General features: G+C 69.6%; 16 protein-coding genes. 6 read left to right on the forward strand and 10 right to left on the reverse strand.

Going from position 1 to position 16,668, the window contains the following annotated elements:
• Positions 1-269 precede the first annotated feature (269 nt).
• The 3 genes from FH610_RS12960 (at position 270) to FH610_RS12970 (ending at position 2,224) form a co-directional block, all read left to right on the forward strand.
• Entirely contained in the window at positions 270-992 is a 723-nt protein-coding gene (locus FH610_RS12960) for a VOC family protein (protein ID WP_139574944.1), read from the forward strand.
• 107 nt (positions 993-1,099) lie between these two features.
• The gene (locus FH610_RS12965) at positions 1,100-1,660 is read left to right on the forward strand and encodes a TOPRIM nucleotidyl transferase/hydrolase domain-containing protein (protein WP_139574596.1); all 561 of its coding nucleotides are present in this window, start codon (positions 1,100-1,102) and stop codon (positions 1,658-1,660) included.
• Between the two features lie 261 nt (positions 1,661-1,921).
• Entirely contained in the window at positions 1,922-2,224 is a 303-nt protein-coding gene (locus FH610_RS12970) for a hypothetical protein (protein WP_139574597.1), read from the forward strand.
• A gap of 61 nt (positions 2,225-2,285) precedes the next feature.
• On the opposite strand, the gene FH610_RS42845 is transcribed toward FH610_RS12970, so the two are convergent.
• From FH610_RS42845 to FH610_RS12980, 3 genes are all read right to left on the reverse strand, one after another.
• Positions 2,286-2,450: a hypothetical protein gene (locus tag FH610_RS42845; protein WP_161627994.1), complete on the reverse strand. Its 165-nt coding sequence runs from the start codon at positions 2,448-2,450 to the stop codon at positions 2,286-2,288.
• A 193-nt stretch (positions 2,451-2,643) separates the two neighbouring features.
• Complete coding sequence (locus FH610_RS12975; protein WP_139574598.1) at positions 2,644-2,844, reverse strand: hypothetical protein; 201 nt, start codon at positions 2,842-2,844, stop codon at positions 2,644-2,646.
• Between the two features lie 46 nt (positions 2,845-2,890).
• Complete coding sequence (locus FH610_RS12980) at positions 2,891-3,214, reverse strand: hypothetical protein (protein ID WP_139574599.1); 324 nt, start codon at positions 3,212-3,214, stop codon at positions 2,891-2,893.
• Positions 3,215-3,322: 108 nt separating this feature from the next.
• On the opposite strand from FH610_RS12980, the gene FH610_RS12985 reads away from it, so the two are divergent.
• Positions 3,323-4,081, forward strand: coding sequence for a sensor histidine kinase (locus FH610_RS12985; RefSeq protein ID WP_161627995.1), 759 nt, complete (start codon positions 3,323-3,325; stop codon positions 4,079-4,081).
• Positions 4,082-4,263: 182 nt separating this feature from the next.
• Here FH610_RS12985 and FH610_RS12990 read toward each other — a convergent pair whose 3' ends face one another.
• From FH610_RS12990 to FH610_RS13010, 5 genes are all read right to left on the reverse strand, one after another.
• The gene (locus FH610_RS12990; protein ID WP_139574601.1) at positions 4,264-5,481 is read right to left on the reverse strand and encodes a vWA domain-containing protein; all 1,218 of its coding nucleotides are present in this window, start codon (positions 5,479-5,481) and stop codon (positions 4,264-4,266) included.
• Positions 5,478-6,629, reverse strand: coding sequence for a VWA domain-containing protein (locus FH610_RS12995; protein ID WP_139574602.1), 1,152 nt, complete (start codon positions 6,627-6,629; stop codon positions 5,478-5,480). The genes FH610_RS12990 and FH610_RS12995 overlap by 4 nt, the downstream gene beginning before the upstream one ends.
• A complete protein-coding gene (locus FH610_RS13000) occupies positions 6,626-7,036 on the reverse strand; it encodes a hypothetical protein (RefSeq protein WP_139574603.1) in 411 nt (136 codons plus the stop codon). Before FH610_RS13000 ends, FH610_RS12995 begins: the two co-directional genes overlap by 4 nt.
• Before the next feature lie 115 nt (positions 7,037-7,151).
• Entirely contained in the window at positions 7,152-8,099 is a 948-nt protein-coding gene (locus FH610_RS13005) for a LysR family transcriptional regulator (protein ID WP_161627996.1), read from the reverse strand.
• A 170-nt stretch (positions 8,100-8,269) separates the two neighbouring features.
• Positions 8,270-8,854 (reverse strand): TetR/AcrR family transcriptional regulator, encoded by a 585-nt coding sequence (locus tag FH610_RS13010; protein ID WP_139574605.1) that lies wholly within the window; start codon positions 8,852-8,854, stop codon positions 8,270-8,272.
• An 80-nt stretch (positions 8,855-8,934) separates the two neighbouring features.
• Here FH610_RS13010 and FH610_RS13015 point away from each other — a divergent pair, with 80 nt between their 5' ends.
• Positions 8,935-9,783 carry an SDR family oxidoreductase gene (locus tag FH610_RS13015; protein WP_139574606.1) on the forward strand — a complete coding sequence of 283 codons (849 nt, stop codon included), beginning with the start codon at positions 8,935-8,937 and terminating at the stop codon, positions 9,781-9,783.
• A 30-nt stretch (positions 9,784-9,813) separates the two neighbouring features.
• On the opposite strand, the gene FH610_RS13020 is transcribed toward FH610_RS13015, so the two are convergent.
• Together FH610_RS13020 and FH610_RS13025 are read right to left on the reverse strand one after the other, a co-directional pair.
• The gene (locus tag FH610_RS13020) at positions 9,814-10,551 is read right to left on the reverse strand and encodes a hypothetical protein (RefSeq protein ID WP_139574607.1); all 738 of its coding nucleotides are present in this window, start codon (positions 10,549-10,551) and stop codon (positions 9,814-9,816) included.
• A 65-nt stretch (positions 10,552-10,616) separates the two neighbouring features.
• Positions 10,617-11,630, reverse strand: a complete 1,014-nt coding sequence (locus FH610_RS13025) for a multicopper oxidase domain-containing protein (protein WP_139574608.1) — start codon at positions 11,628-11,630, stop codon at positions 10,617-10,619.
• A gap of 884 nt (positions 11,631-12,514) precedes the next feature.
• On the opposite strand from FH610_RS13025, the gene FH610_RS13030 reads away from it, so the two are divergent.
• Positions 12,515-16,564, forward strand: coding sequence for a ThuA domain-containing protein (locus tag FH610_RS13030; RefSeq protein WP_139574609.1), 4,050 nt, complete (start codon positions 12,515-12,517; stop codon positions 16,562-16,564).
• The last annotated feature ends 104 nt before the right edge of the window (positions 16,565-16,668 follow it).

Genomic DNA, 16,668 nt, shown 5'->3' on the forward strand with positions numbered 1-16,668 from the left:
GTGCGCTTGGTGGGCGGGCGGTGCGGCGGCATTGTGCTCGGGCTTCCGGCACCCGCGCGAGCCCGCTCGGAGGCTGGCCGTCGTAGTCCAGTCGGCCCATCGGCTCGTCATGTGGATGCCGTGGGCGTCGGCCCTTCCACGCTTGCCGACAAGCCTGCCGAAATTGGTTGGCGTGAGGGGTCTCCGAGTGCTTAGCGTTGATTTCCCTATGGGCGCGGAGGACGTGCCCTGTCTACGGCTTTGATCAGCGAATGGAGGTGCGGAGCGGAATGACATCTCACCTAGTCGCGCTCTGCTTCGATGCGCACGACCCGCTACGTCTCGCGCGCTTCTGGGCCGGCGTCCTGGGCTGGGAGATGACCGAGGACCCCCAGGACGGCATCACGCTCCTGCCGAGCGATGACACCGGGTTCCGGATCCGATTTCTTCCTAGTCAGGAGCAGAAGACCGGCCAGAACCAGATGCACTTCGATCTGACGAGCACGTCCCTTGAGGACCAGCAGCAGACGGTGGAGAAGGCGATCGGGCTCGGCGCCCGGCACATCGACATCGGTCAGGGCCCGGACGAGGATCATGTCGTGCTCGCGGACCCCGAAGGCAACGAGTTCTGCGTCATCGGGCCGGACAATCAATTCCTCGCCGACTGCGGGTTCATCGGAGCGCTGGCATCCGACGGTTCGCAGGAGGTCGGGTACTTCTGGAGCAAAGCACTGGGCTGGCCGTTGGTCTGGGATCAGGACCAGGAGACCGCCATTCGATCGCCGCACGGCGGTCCGAAGATCACCTGGGGCGGTCCGCCACTCATGCCGAAGACCGGGAAGGAGCGGCTGCATTTCGACCTCGCTCCACCCGCCGACGGCGATCAGCAAGCGGAGGTCGACCGTCTCATCTCCCTCGGGGCGACGCGCATCGACATCGGTCAGGGCGAGGTCAGCTGGGTGGTCATGGCCGATCCCGACGGCCACGAGTTCTGTGTGCTGACACCGCGATAGCGCGAACGCGGCGCCCAGGGCCGGGCCGTTGCTTCCGCCGATCGCGAGTCCCTTCTATACGGGAAAATTGGTACAAACCTCGCCGGATTGGGTGCAAGGCTGAGCGCGTGAACCCTACGCACACCGTGGTCCTTGTCGAGGGGATCAGTGACAAGTCGGCCATCAAGGCGTTGGCCGAGCGCCGGGGCCGGAACCTCGCGGCCGAAGGCATCTCCGTCGTGGCGATGGGCGGCGCCACGAACATCGGGGCGTACATCGGCAAGTTCGGCCCTCCCGGTCGCGATCTCCGGCTGGCCGGTCTGTGTGACGCCGGCGAGGAAGGAGCCTTCCGGAGGGGTCTCGAGCGCGCCGGCTTCGGATCCGACCTCACCAGAAGCGATCTGGAGGCGCTCGGATTCTTCGTATGCGTGGCAGACCTGGAAGACGAGCTGATCCGCGCCCTCGGCACCGCCACGGTCGAATGCGTCGTCGATGCCCAGGGCGAGCTCGGCTCGTTTCGCACACTGCAGAAGCAACCCACATGGCGCGAGCGCAGCACCCACGACCAGCTGCGCCGGTTCATGGGAGCGGGCAGCGGCCGCAAGATCCGCTACGCGGGCCCGCTCGTCGCGGCACTGGAGCCCGACCGTGTGCCGCGACCGCTGGACGGGCTGCTGGCCCACCTATGAGGCTGCTCATGCACAGGACGAGCCGGCTGCCGGAGGGCTGCGCCAGGTCGAGGTGTGGATCCCATCGTCAACCTGCTGCGCGGCGCGTGACCCATTCGCCGCGACGCCGGGCTTGACCTCCCGTCACCGGCCCACTGTCCTGTGAATGGCGCCGGGGCAGACGCGTGGGATCAGGCCAGCGGATGCTGTGTGCCCGCACGAGCGTGGGAGAACTCGGTGGTTCAGAGGCGGATTCCCGCACAGGAGGATCTCATAGGCCTGATGAGCGTGGCGTTCATGGAGATTCGCACCATGGGTTACCGTCGTGGTCCGACGCTCATGGAATGGCCTGACGCCCCGGATGATTACCACGAGCAGATACGAGTGATCGCCGATATATGCCACAACCTGCCCGGAGATCTTCGATCCCACAGCAAGCGGCAACGGGAGCGAAGGGCCATTGAGAGCTTGAGAACCCTCCTGGAACGAGCAGACGGCCCGTATGCTCAGTGGATCCGGACCCGCCTTGACATGCTCGGATATGACTACCACCGGTTGCTCGAGAAGGCTGATCGAGAAACCTGAGAAAGGGCTCCTGCGTAAGCGCGACCGGCGGGTTCAGCAGTGAGCGCCATCTCGTGTACGGCTAGCCCGGGAAGAACATGGGCCCCTCACCCCACAGCGAATGCCACATCAGCGCCAGCGCCAAGAAAACGCCTCCTCCGATCGTGGCACCCAATAAGAGAGTCACAACGACCAGCTTCACCAGCGCGTGCGGAGAGCGCCGAGTTTCGCGCAGGGGAAGCGTCATACCAACAATCCTTCGTCACCAGCCCCGACCGGTCAATCCTGTTTCCGGGAGAGTTCCGGACCGTACATGGCTTCGGCAGACGATGGGAGGGACGGCGACGAACGGAAGCTTTATCGCGGGCCCATTGTGGTTCCGAGCAGATCCGTGCAGGTAGCGAGCATCACGAAGGTGAACAACCCCACCGTCGTCCAGATCATCCCGAGCGCGATGACGGGCCCGTCCCGAAGACAAGCGTCCCGGAGACGATGATCAGCCTCGCGGCCAGGGCGCCCGGCAGGACCGGCCGGTCGAGGACCGTGTAGTGCCCGATGGCGCCGACCAGAGCGCCCGTCACCGCAATGACCGCCAGGACGAAGAGGACACCGACCGCCCGTGTGCGTGCCTGCGAACTCATGGCGGCGCGCTACGAACCGGGCTTGCGATGCACACCGGGAAACGGGTCAGACCGGGGCCCGGCCGGTACATCCGCGTGACGCCGCGTTCGACAGTGCGGCGTTCTCCGGCGGCGCGGTCACATCCCAACGGGCGAGGCTCGGCGATGGCGAGGCTCGCGCACCAAGTTGCCGTGGCCGCTCCTCACGAGCGAGGCTGAATGTCGGTAGAGCTCTATATTCCGTGAAGGACGCGCGAGGGACGGTCGTCTTCCACGTACGAGCCACGTCCTCGGCCACCGGTTCTCGGATCTCGGCGATTTGCCGCGCCTCGAAGACCCGCAGGTAACGCAGAACCACATCCGCATCGCGTTTACTGATGTCTTCAGGCATGTTTAGGTCCTGCCGGAGGGACCCTATTTCTGGCCGGAAACAAGTCGTAGATGCTGATTTTAGCTGTCCATGGGAATCGTCGTGGATGGGTCAGGGAATCTCGGAGACGTGACATCCCTCCGCCACCTCCGTGAATGTCTCGGCGAACTCGATGAGCTGGAGCGCAGCATCAAGCACGGCATCGACAGCATGTGCGGCAAGCTGTATCGGGCCATCGACTGGCAGCGGCGGTTCGAGGCCGACGTGTCGCACGAACTGCGCACCCCGATCGCGGGGCTGCGGGCACAGCTGGAGGAGGCCCGGCTGCATCCCAGCGAGATCGACGTGGACGACCTGCTCGAACGGGCGCTCAACGACGTGGAACGGCTGCAGACGCTGGTCGACGACCTCTACCTGCTGGCTCAGCTTCAGGCCGCCGCGCAGCCGGCCGAGCCGTCCCTGCTGGACCTCGGGGATCTCGTGCAGAGCGAACTGGCCCGGCGCTCCGACAGGCTCGACGTGAAGGTGCAGGCCGTCCCCGGGGTTCTGGTGCGCGGTCTGGACGCGCGGCTCAGGCGAATGCTGTCCGAACTGCTCGACAACGCGCAGCGGCACGCCAAGACGGTCGTGTTCGTCCAGGTCCGGCGTACGGCCGATGTGGCGGAGCTCGTGGTGGCCGACGACGGCGACGGAATCGGGGAGGAGGATCGGGAACGGATCTTCGATCGATTCACCCGTCTCGACGCCGCCCGCTCCCGCGACCGCGGCGGGACCGGCCTCGGCCTGGCCATCGTGCGGAACATCGCGTACGGCCACGAGGGCGAGGTGCACGTGGAGCGGACATCGGCCGGCGGTGCGGCCTTCGTCGTCCGGCTCCCACTGGCCTGACCGGTCGCGCTCGCCGGAACCGCGCAACCGTGCAGTGGCACACGGCTGTCTCGCGCGTGCGTATCGTGCGCACCGTGCTGGTGGAACAGCACCCACGCCTGGATCGGCCTCCTTCCAGGAAGGGCGGCCGGGTCGCGGCGTACGGGGAGGCGTAGCCGGGCTTCACAGCCCGGCTGAGGGCCTCAGCCCTGCGGAGAGTCCACCGAGCCGTCCGCATAGGTGATTTCCGGCATCGGGGGCGACGACGCGCCGGTGAGCATCGCGCAGGTGACCATGCCGACCCCGCCCCCCGCCGGATCCTCGGTGGCCACGCAGGCCACCCGGGACGTGGTGGGGGTCTTCGCGGAGGTGTCGACCGGCCGGGACACGCGCTCGGCGTCCATGGTCACGGTGCAGGTCCGCGACTTCGGTCCCTCGTCGCAGCCGTACCAGTAGGGGGTGTTCATCGGCCGGTAGTTGGGATTGTTCTGGGCCCGCATCGGGTTGGGGTCCGGGCCGTGGATCTCGGCGGTGAGCCGGATCCGCTGCCCCTCGGCCAGCTTGAAGCGGCACTGCCGTCCGTCCGTGGAGGTCTCGTTGGTCTCCGCGGCGCAGCTCACCGGAGCGCCCGACACCTTCACACCCCACCCGGTGAGCATCACGACGGAGAAGTCGTACTGCTTCCTCTCCTCGCTCGGCTCAGGGGCCGGGGTGTCACCGGGGACCTTCACGTGGCTGGCACCGGCGGGGCCGGGGATGGTCAGCTTGTGCAGCACCGTGGTGAGATCGTCGGCCGACGTGGCGAACCGCGGTTCGGGTGCTCCGGTGGCGGCGGCGAGCTGCCTCAGGCCGTCCTGCCGGCTCTTGGGCACCTGGTAGCCGACGAACCGGAACTCCAGGGTCAGCCCGGCGGCGGTGATCCTGTCCCGGATGGCTTTCCGCAGTGCACCCTGGTCCTCGGTGCACGCGTCCTCGCCGTGGCCGGTCACCACGACGATCCGGTTGACCTTCTTGCCACGGAACGGATACAGGCCGGAGAAGTCGTCGATCGCCGCGAGGACGCCGTCCCCCAGGGTCGCCGCGCCGGACGGGGTGAGGGTGCGCGCCTCGGTGGCGATCCGGTCGCCCTGGCCCCGGCCCGTGGGCACGACCTCGGCGGTGGTGCCGGTGGCGCCGCAGGTGCCGCCGAACCGGCGCATGGAGAGCGCGTCGCCGTCTCCGGAGTTGCGGGCCGCGGAGCCCACGGCGGCGGCGATCGCGCCGAACCGGCCGGCCGGGCCGGCCGAGGCGTCCACCAGAAACGCGGTGCGGTAGTCGGGAACCAGCACGAACCAGACGTAGGCGCCCGCGCCCGCGACCACAGCGGCGACGGCGAGCAGCACCGCCACCGCGCGACGGCCCCTCCTGCGCGGCCCGGTCATCGCGGGGCCTTCGGCAGAGTGAGCCGGAGCGCGGCGAGTGCTCTGTTCATGGCGTCCACCTCGTCGTTGTAGCGGTCGGCGATCGCGCTGTAGTCCGTGGGTGCGACGGTCCTCGACCGGGCGGCGTCGAGCAGGTCCCTGGCGGCGGGGACCAGTTCCTTCTGCAGGTCACGCAGGCCGATGGCCCTGCGCTGGATGTCCCGGGTGGCAGGGGTCCTCGCCCGGTCGGCGAGCACCTTGAGCTGCGCGTCGGCGTCGCCCGTCCCGGCCCGGTCGAGCTCGCGCTCGGCCACGTCGAGCCGGCCGGCGCCGATCGCGGTCACCGCGGCGTCGACCCGCTTCGCGGTGGGGTCGAGGATACGGATCACCTCGTAGGCGTTCGTCCGCACCGGTTCGGTGTTGGTGAGCCAGTCGAGGGCCACCCGCAGCTGCTCCGGGGTCTCGGTGAAGACAGGTTCCGGCGCGCCGGCGGCCGAGGCGATCCGGCTGAGCCGGTCCCGCTGGTCGTCCGGCACCCGATAGCCGACCAGCCGAAACTGGATCTTCAGGCCGGCCGAGGCGATCCGCTGCCGGATCTCGTCCTCGGCGTACTCGGCGTCGCAGGCGTCCGCACCGTGCCGGGTGACGACGACGACCCGGTTGACCTGGGTGGCGCGCAGGGGCCAGAACCCGGAGAAGTCGCCGGCCGCCTCGACGATGCCCTTCACCAGCGTCGGCCTGCCGCCCGCAGGCACCCGGCGCGCCGCGTCGGCGATCCGGCCCCGGTTGCCGGTGCCGAAGTCCACCAGCCGGGTGGTGTTGCCGTCCCGGCCGCACTCGCCGCCGAAGCTGCGCAGGCCCAGCGCGTCGTCGTCTCCGGAGTTGCCCACGGCGGTCCCCAGCGCCCCTGCGATGTCGGTGGCGTCCGCGCTGGTGTCGATGAGGAACTGGGTCTTGTACGCGGGGGACAGGGCCGGGATCAGCCAGTTCACCGTCGCCCAGCCGCCGCCGGCGATGAGGGCGGCTGCGGCGACGGCGAGGACCAGGGGTTTGAAGTCGACGGCCAGATGGATGATCAGGTCGCGGCCGGCCTGGAGGATCCAGCCCAGGCCGAAAACGCGCGCCTCCTGCCGCACCTCGTCAGGGCCGGTGTCCGTGTCCTGGCTCACCCCCGGCCGATCCGGATGTCGCGGCCCGCCTGGTTCACCCGGCCGAACCCGGAGACCGTGGCGTTCTGGTTGACGGTGATCTGCCGTCCGGCCGGGGGCAGCAGCGGGGTGAGCTCCTCGTCCACGATCCGGCGCAGTTCCCGGGCGGCCTCGGGGTCGGCGGCCGCCAGCCGGCGCAGGCGTTGCCGCCACTCCACCACCAGGGCCTGTTCGGCCTGCTCGTCGCCCGCCTCCCGGGCGGCCAGCAGTTCCGTACGGGCCTCCGCGAGGTCGGCCTCGACCGCCGGTGCCTGCTCCGGGCGGGCGCGCCGCCACAGCGCGACGACGGCCCTGCGGCCGTCCTGCCACCCCTCGCTCGCCAGCACACTTACCAACGCGGAGGCCGCGGCCAGCGCGAGCGCATCCATTGCATCCCCCAGACGAGCGTGATCGGCGGGCCTTCCGAGCCCCGGCTCATGAGCCAGGATCGGCCGGGGTGGTGGCGAAGTCGAAGACGGGCTGCCTATGGGGCATAGGCGACGGCTATGCCCGCAGGTCACCCAGGTCGGAGGAGGCGGGCACCTTACCCGGGGCGGAACGGGCCAGCCCGCGGACGGTCCGGGCCGCGAGCGAGCAGAACGCCTCGGCGAGCCCGCCCCGGTCCTCGCGCCGGCGGGCCGCGACGACCGTCGCCGGCGGCAGGCCGGTGAGCTCGATCATCCGCAGGCCCGTCGGCAGCGCGGTGTCCCTGTAGTTGTACGGGGCCGGGCACACCACCCGGTTCAGGCGCACGCTGAGCAGCATTTCCTCGGGGGTGGCGCCGGGCGCGCCGCGGTATCGGGGCGGCTCGTCGTTGCGCTGCTCGTCCATGGTCCACCAGCGCACCGCGCGGGCCGGGACCTCGGCGTGTGCCGGGGCGAAGGCCTGGCCGAGCACGTCGGTGAAGTGAACGGCGTCCACGTCCCACAGGTCGTGCCCAGTGGACACGGCGAGCCCCCGCGGTTCGTCGAGCACCGGCTCCCAGGCGAGGCGTTCCGGGTCCACCGGCATGAACATCAGCGCCACGTCGATCTCGCCGTGGATCAGCGGGCGGTCGAAGTCGACCAGGCCGAGCTGCCGGGGGCTCACCTGCACCTCCGCGTAGGCCTCGGCGAAGGCGGTGAGCACGGTGAGGTGGATCTCACGCGGCATCGGCAGCGCCACACCTACCCGCAGCTTGCCCTCCCGCAGGCCGGCCACGTACCGGGCGGTCGAGGCCGCGTCGTCCACGGCGTGCAGCACCCCGCGAATCCGCTCGTAGAAGGCGGCCCCAGCGGGGGTGAGCCGGGTCCCGGACGGGTCGCGGACCAGCAGTGGGGTGCCCACCTGGCGTTCCAGGTCCCGGATTTGCTGGCTGAGCGTCGGCTGCGACACGTGCAGGCGGGCGGCGGCCCGGGTGAAGCCGCCGTACTCGGCGACTGCCACGAAGTAGCGGAAATGGCGCAGTTCCATGTGTCCGTCCCCGTGGCCGCTTGTCGGGAGGTACCCGATGTGGACGCTCATCCGGATGTCGCGGCGACGTGCCCCGGCGTTACAAGGAGTCGCTGACCGACCATGGAACGCAGTCGCGCGACGACCCTCGCCGAAATCGCCTGCCGCCTCCCGGGGGTGGCGTCCTACGATCAGGGGCCGGTCCGGGCGGCGGCGATCGCCGCCACGGCGTCGGCGATCTGCGCCCGCAGCGTGGCGGGGTCGGCGGCCAGCCCGGGGCTGAGTCTCGGGCCGAAGGGGCTCGCCGCCGACCAGGCGGTGGAGAGCGCCAGGATGGCCGTCAGCAGGAACTCCGGCGCGAAGCGCGCACCCTGGCCGTCCGCGCGCCGCGCCGCCGCCTCCAGCGCCGACACCTTCGCGCTCTGCGCCGCGTTGCGCAGGGCGACCTCGCCGGTCTCCTGCTCCAGGCCCGCCCACGCCATGAGCCGCATCAGGCCGGGCTGGGCCATCGCGAAGTCGAAGACCCGCGCCGCGTACCCGGGCAGGTCGCCGGGCGTGAACGGCAACTCGTCGTAGACCCGTCGCAGGTTCTGCTCCAGGACGGTGGCGAACAGGGTCTCCTTGCTGTGGAAGTAGATGTAGAGCAGGTTCTTGTTGCAGCCGGCCGCCTTGGCGATGCGGTCGACGCGCGCCCCGGCGATGCCGTGAGCGGAGAACTCGTCCCTTGCCGCTTCGAGGATGCGTGCCCTGGTCGCCTCGGCGTTACCTGTTGCCACGGCGCCATCCTAGCGTTGACTAACCGGTTAGAACATGGCGTATGCTAACTAACAAGTTAGCTAGTGGAAGGGAAATGAAGATGAACGCACGGACCTGGCTGATCACCGGGGTGAGCAGCGGCTTCGGCCGGGAGATGACGGAACAGCTTCTCCGGCGCGGCGACCGCGTCGCCGGGACGGTCCGGCGGATGGAGGCGATGGACGACCTGAAGGCGGAGTACGGCGACCGGCTGTGGCTCGCCCGCCTCGACCTGACCGACGGCCCCGCCGTTGAGGAGGTCGTGGGCCGGGCGTTCGCCGACCTCGGCAGGATCGACGTGGTCGTCAACAACGCCGGGTACGGCCTGTTCGGCGCGGCCGAGGAGCTCACCGACGAGCAGATCGTCCACCAGATCGACACGAACCTCCTCGGCTCGATCCGGGTGGTCCGCGCCGCGCTGCCTCACCTGCGCCGCCAGGGCGGCGGCCGCCTCATCCAGGTCTCCACGTACGGCGGTCAGGCCACCAACGCGGGCGCGTCCGCGTATCACGCGAGCAAGTGGGGCATCGAGGGGTTCATGGAGTCGACGGCCAAGGACGTCGCCCCGTTCGGCATCGGCGTGACCATCGTCGAGCCGGGCAGCGCCCGTACGCGATTCCGCGACGGGAGCTCAAGGCTCGCCACGCCGATGAGCGCCTACGACGCCAGCCCGGCCGCGCTGACCCGAGGCATCCGCAACCCCGCCCTGCCGTCCGTCGGCGACCTCGCGAAGACGGCCGCGGCGATTGTCGGCTGCGCGGACCTGGACCCCGCGCCCGTACGGGTTGCCCTGGGCAGCGACTCCTACGCCCACATCCACAAGGCACTCACCGATCGGCTCGCGGAACTGGAGGCGGGGCGGGACCTCGCCTTCTCCACCGACGCCGGCGCGGCGGCCGCGCGCCGCTGAATCGCGCGCACGCGACGAGCCGGAGCCGGGTCAGGAGAATCGTTCGACGGTCACGGGGACCGGTCCCGCGTGGCGCATCGCCGTCGTCAGCCGCCGCAGCAGCGGCCCGAGGGCTTGGCCGGACGCGGTCCCCAGGTGGGCCGTGAGGTCGAGGCAGCAGGCGACACCGGGCCCGATCCGGCGCACCTCCCAGGTGAAGACGTCCGGGTCCGTTCGCAGTTCGCCCGAGCCGATGACCCGGGTCCGCGGGTCGCCGGTCTCCCCGGCGAGCGTCACCACGTCGGCGAGGCGGGAAAGGCGGGGCTCACCGGCGAACAGGACGCGGTAGACCCGCGTGTCGTGGAACCCGTCGGGGACCCGGGGCGGGCTGAGACGCAGCGGAGGCGAGTCCGGCAGAGGCTGGTGGTCGTGGAACAGCGCGCGCAGCCGCGTCTCGCCGGGCAGTTGGCCCCCGCCGAGACCGCGGTACGCGGCCTCGGCATCGAGGCGGCTCACCGCGCGGGCCCGGGAGCGCAGTCCGGGGTCCTCGCGCATCGCACGTCCGAAGGCCGCGGAAGTCCACCAGACGCCGTCGGCCGCGGTCCATCCGGCGGTGTCCAGGCCGACGGTCCTGAAGTCGCCGGTGAGCGCGAACTCCTCGACGACGATTCCCTCGGCCGGGGCTCCGTCCGCGCCCGCCGAGGTGATCAGGTAGTAGTCGAGAGCCGCCTGCGATTCGGACTCGGCGGTGACCGCCGCCCGTCCGCGCCCGCGCGTGTCGCTGGTCATGGGCGCACCCTACTGACTCTGATCGTGGGTGGCCCGCCCGGCGTACGCGGGGGAGCGGGGCGGGATCAGTTGTGCGACATGGAGCTCATGTCCGAGCCGCTGCCGGAGCTCATGCCGCCCATGTCGTGGCCGGGTACGTTCCCGTTCTCGTCGGCCACCATGAACACTCCGGCCATCCCCATGTCCGAGTGGCTCTGGACGTGGCAGTGGTACATCCAGGCCCCGGGCCCGACGCGCTCTCCGGCGATCACCTGGAAGCCGAACGACTCGGCCGGTCCGGTGATCTTGGTGTCGATGATCCGGGTCTGGTCCTGCGGGTTGTCCAGCAGACCGGTGCGGTTGTCCGCCCAGCGGTGCCCGTGCAGGTGCCAGGTGTGGAAGAAGTTCCCGTGGGTGACCACGATGAACTCCACGCGCTCGCCGATCTTCGCCATGAAGTGCGGGGCCTCGCCGGCCTTGGCGTTGTTGACCGTCATGTCGTTGAAGAAGACGACGGCCTGCTTGTCCGGGAGGATGTCGCCCTTCCGGCGGACCACCAGCGCGCCGTAGAGCCCTCTGCTGATGCCGCCGGTGCCGTGGTCGGTCCCGACGACGTGGTCGTGGTAGTGCCAGTAGCCGGCGCTGCCGGGCTCGATGGTGCCGCCTGGGCGGCGGCCCGGCGCATGGGTGCGCCAGACGTAGGTGCGCCGGCCTCCCGGCTCCACCACGCTGTCGCTCATCCTCGTGCCGTCGCTGGTGATCTCGTAGTCCACGCCGTGCACGTGCAGGCTGGCGGTGACGTCGGTGTTGTTGACCAGTTCGATCTCGAGGGTCTCGCCTTCGACCATCTCGATGAGCGGGCCGGGGATCGTGGCCTTGCCGGGCTCCAGGCCGTATCCCAGCAGATTGTTCGGCAACTTCTCCGCGTAGAGCGTCATGCGGCGGACGTCGTTCCCGGCCTTGCCCGTGACCTTGTCGGACGGCGCCGCGTTGGCCTCGCCCGCCCCGACCAGCGGTGCGAACGCGGCGGCCGTCGCGGCCGTGGTGAAGGCGCGCCGGGAGAACAGGCCTCGCGTCGTACCCCTGCCTACCTCGGTCATGGTTCCCCAATCCGGTCATGACGCCTCACTGCCGTGAGGCGAACGGCATCTGTTCGTGGCGCCGGCCCGGGGGACCGGCCTGGTCGGCGTGACGCCTCGATGCGGCCCCTAGTGGGGCGCGTTCCGGCCGGTGAGCGACCGAGGGGACCGTCAGGGAGGCTTTCGACGCCGTTGATAAAGCTTTTGATGGAAGTAGGCGATAGTTCTGCCAAAAAGTCAAGAAGTCAGTGTGTAAGCAAGAGAACTTTGTCACAGGACTGGATGAAGTGCGGTGAGGCTGCTACGTTGAGCCCAAACCGCCCACTTGACGCAACCGGACTGTCGCGGTCCGGTCCGTCTCCTGGGCATCACCTGGCCCTCGTCCACCCGCCTACGCAACCATCCGCGACTCTCGGAAAGGCTCAGCGGTGCTTCGGCGACACCCCCCACGGCCGACATCCGCCCTGCATGGCCCGCCCTCTCACATCCCGGCGGACCTGCGGCTCAGACATGCCGGACCACGCCCCGGCGCCGCCGGGCGTCGCCGGCTCGGCGGCGCCCCGGTCTGAGATCGGGAAGACGCCCCTCATTTCGGTCGCCGTCCCGACGGGACGGCCGGCTACCGCTGCACGCGATCCGTCCCCGGCGCCCGCGACGACGGGCTCCGCGGCGATCGCCCGCAGAACAGCGCGACGAACGGCGATGCCGCACGCCCGCGACGACCCGAACCGCCCTGACCGCGTCACCGCGATGCCGGGATCAGGGATCAACCGGCGAGCGAGAGGAGAAGGAGACCGGCAAAACCCTCGTGTCCTCCCGGCATCTGCGTGCCCGGTCGCCGCCATGGCCGACCGAACGACCTCCGCAAGGTGCTGATCCAACCCCCCAACCTGAAGGAGCGAACGATGGGTCGCAGAGACCTGCTCGTACACCCCCGGCCACCCGTCTGGCGCCGCGCTCTGATCACGGCGTCGAGCGCCGCCCTGACGCTGGGACTGGCGACGGTCCCCGCCGCGCAGGCGCAGGCCGCACCGGCCCTCCCCGCCGCGCAGCTGCAGGCCCAGGCCAACCCTCCCGAACCAGACGCCGACAAGCCCGATAAGCCTGATACAGATGGCAAGTCGGTCGGTGTGCTGGTGTTCCACGGCCCCGCCAAGGAACAGAGCGACCCGGTCGAGAAGGCCGCCGACTCGATCAAGGACCTGGGCAAGGACAACGGTTTCTCCGTCGAGGTGTCCGAGGACCCGGCGGTGTTCACCTACAGCAACCTGGCGCGTTATCGCGGCGTGGTGTTCCTGTCCGCCAAGGGCGTGACGCTGAACGCCGCCCAGGAGGCCGCCTTCCAGGCGTACATCCGGGACGGCGGAGGGTTCGTCGGCGTCCACGACGCCGTACGCGCGCAGCCCGACTCGTCCTGGTTCACCGAACTGGTCGGCACCCGCCCCGCCGGCAGCCTGCCCCCGGCCGAGAAGGTCGTGGAGATCACGGCGAACGGGGACAACCCGCCGAACGAGACCAAAGAGAAGCTGGTCGACGGGAACAACAACAGCAAGTGGCTGACGTTCAACCCGACCGGCTGGGTCTCGGTGAAGCTGGAGCAGCCGAAGGCGATCGCCCACTACGCGCTGACCTCGGCCAACGACTTCCCCGGCCGTGACCCCAAGGACTGGACGCTGCAGGGCTCCCAGGACGGGAAGAGCTGGACGGACCTGGACAAGCGGACCGGGGAGACCTTCCCCTCGCGGTTCCAGACCAAGGAATACAAGTTCACCAACGGCACGGCGTACGCGTACTACCGGCTGAACATCACGGCGAACAGCGGTGAGCCCCTCATCCAGCTGGCCGAGCTGCGGCTGTTCGGTCCCGACGCCGGGCCTCCGCCGGACAGCCAGGTGCAGAAGGCCACGGTGGACTTCACCGACCGGCAGCACCCGGCGAACAAGGGCCTGCCGTTCAACGCGACGCGGTCCGACAAGTGGATGAACTGGAGCCCGAGCCCGCTGGGCAAGGTCCAGACGGTCGCGCAGGTCGAGGAGTGGACCTACAAGGCGGGCCTGAACGGCAACGGCGCCTTCCACCCGATCTCGTGGTGCCGCGACTACGACGGCGGCCGGTCGTTCTACACCGGCATGGGCGGCACCGAGGACAGCTACACCAAGGACGAGCAGTTCAAGAGCCACCTCGGCGGCGCGATCAAGTGGGCGGCCGGCCTGGTCCGCGGCGACTGCCAGGCGACCATCGCGTCGAACTACAAGACCGAGCGGCTGACCGCGCAGAACCAGTCGGGCCAGCTCGACCAGATCGGCGAGCCGCACGGCCTCACCGTCGCCCCCGACGGCAAGGTCTTCTACGTCGGCAAGGCGGCCTGCCCCAGCGGCCCCATCGCCGACTGGAACAACCCGAAGGTCGGCCTCGGCTGCGGCACCATCCACCAGTGGGACCCGAAGACCAAGCAGGTCAAGCTCCTCACCACCCTCGCCGTCATGGGCAACCGCGGCAGCGGCGACGAGCTGGTGAAGAACGAGGAGGGTCTCCTCGGCATCGTGCCCGACCCCAAGTTCCAGGAGAACGGCTGGCTGTACGTCTACTGGATGCCGCACGAGTCGATCGACAGGGACAAGCGGATCGGCAAGCGGACGATCTCCCGGTTCACCTACGACTCCGCCACCCAGACGATCGACCAGAAGACCCGCAAGGACCTGCTGCAGTGGGACACCCAGATCCACAGCTGCTGCCACGCGGGTGGCGGCATGGCCTTCGACAAGGAGGGGAACCTCTACGTCGGTTCCGGTGACAGCAACTCCTCCGGCGGCTCGAGCGGTTACTCCGGGAACAACTGGACGCAGGACTACAAGGGCACCTCGTTCCAGGACGCCCGCCGCACCGCCGGCAACACCAACGACCTGAACGGCAAGATCATCCGTATCCACCCGGAGGCCGACGGGACGTACACGATCCCGAAGGGCAACCTGTTCACGGGTAAGGAAGAGGGCGGCGGCAAGGCCCGCCCGGAGATCTACGTGATGGGTGTTCGCAACATCGCGCGGCTCCAGTGGGACAACGTGAACGACTGGCTGACCGCCGGATGGGTCGGTCCGGACGCGGGCGGCCCGAGCGAGATCTGGGGTCCGGCGAAGTACGAGACCGCGACGATCCTCACGTCCGCGGGCAACCAGGGCTGGCCCTACTGCATGGGCAACAAGCAGCCCTACCGCGACCGCAGCAACGTCGACGCCAACCAGCCCGCCGACTGGTACAACTGCGACAACCTGAAGAACACCTCGCCGCGCAACACCGGCCTGGTCGACATCCCGCCGGCCCGCGACAACATGATCTGGTACTCGCCGCAGGGCGGCGGCCCGGTCTACCCGAAGCGGACCGACGGCAGCGGCCTGCCGACCTACAAGCTGGGCGACGAGACCTTCACCGAGCCCTACCTCTCGGGCGGCGGCCAGGCGGTCATGTCCGGGCCGACCTACCACCGCTCCGAGGTCGACACCGACAGCGGTGTCGCGTGGCCCGCGTACTGGGACGACAAGTGGTTCATCGGTGACGAGTCCAACGCGAACAACCGGGTCGCCGTCACCGTCGACCCGAAGGGCGTCAAGGACGCGAAGCCGCCGGTCTTCGCGGAGGACCTGCGCTCCATCATCCAGCCCGGCGGCGGCGCCACCCAGCTGCAGTCGTGGATGGACGCCAAGTTCGGCAAGGACGGCGCGCTGTACATGCTGGACTACGCCGGTGGCTTCTTCAGCCTGCACCCCAACCAGAAGCTGATCCGCATCACCTACCAGGGTGGTCCTGCGACGCCGAACCCGAGCCTGGCGACGGTGCGGCCGGAGCGGCAGAGCACGCCGAAGACGGTGGTGTTCTCCCACACCAGGGCCGGCGGCGTGAAGTGGGAGTGGGACTTCGGTGACGGCAGCAAGCCGTCGACCGAGGCCGACCCGACGCACACCTACAAGGACTTCGGCACCTACAAGGCCAAGCTGAAGGTCACCTACGCCGACGGTGAGGTGGCGACCGGCGAGATCACCGTCGAGATCGGCTGCCCGGCGCCCGACGCCCGGCCGACGGTCCGGCTGCTGGACACCGACACCGGCGTGGCCAACCGCGTCGTCGCCGGCGGCTGCACGATCAACGACCTGATCGACGACGAGCGCACGTGGTCGAACCACGGCGAGTTCGTCAGCCACGTCAACGACCAGGTGAACGAGTTCCGCAAGGCCGGCGTCATCGACAACCGCGAGGCCACCACGCTGAGCAAGGCGGCGGCGCAGTCCGAGATCGGCAAGACGAACGGCTACGAGACCGTCTTCGACGGGACCGCGCAGTCCCTGCAGGGGTGGTCGCAGGCTCCGACCGGCCAGTTCATCCTGCAGCAGGACGGCACCCTCCGCACCTCCGGCGGTATGGGCATGCTGTGGTACTCCGCCAAGGCGTACGCCGACTTCTCGGTGCGGCTGCAGTTCCGTGACGTCGCGCCCGGCACGGCTCGGGCCAACACCGGCGTGTTCGTCCGGTTCCCCGACCCGCGGACCCCGCTGGACCAGCGACCGGCCGGGAGCTGCGGCACGGTCGGGTCGGCCCGTACGTCGGAGGCGTGGGTCGCGGTCTACTGCGGCCACGAGATCCAGATCTACGACGGTGACACGGGTGAGCCGCAGAAGACGGGCTCGATCTACAACTTCCAGCCGAACACGATGGACAAGGCGGGGGCGACCCCGAAGGGCCAGTGGAACGACTACGAGGTCCGGGTGGTCGGGCAGCACTACACGATCATCCGCAACGGCGTCGTGATCAACGAGTTCGACAACACCCCGGGCAAGTCGTCGTCCCGCGGCGGCGACCCCGCCACGGACCTGCGTCAGTTCGTCAGCGGGTTCATCGGGCTGCAGAACCACAGCAACACCGACCTGGCGGAATTCCGCAACGTACGCGTGCGGGAGCTCTGACCCGGTAGCCGGGCGGGGGGAGTCCCCCCGCCCGGCCCCCACCCCATGACCTCAGGCGGACGGACGCCGTTCGTCCGCCCACATGCACGTTCTGTGAGGTGCGA

This window comes from Microbispora catharanthi (assembly GCF_006334915.2).
In the GTDB taxonomy this organism is placed as follows: Bacteria; Actinomycetota; Actinomycetes; order Streptosporangiales; family Streptosporangiaceae; genus Microbispora; species Microbispora catharanthi.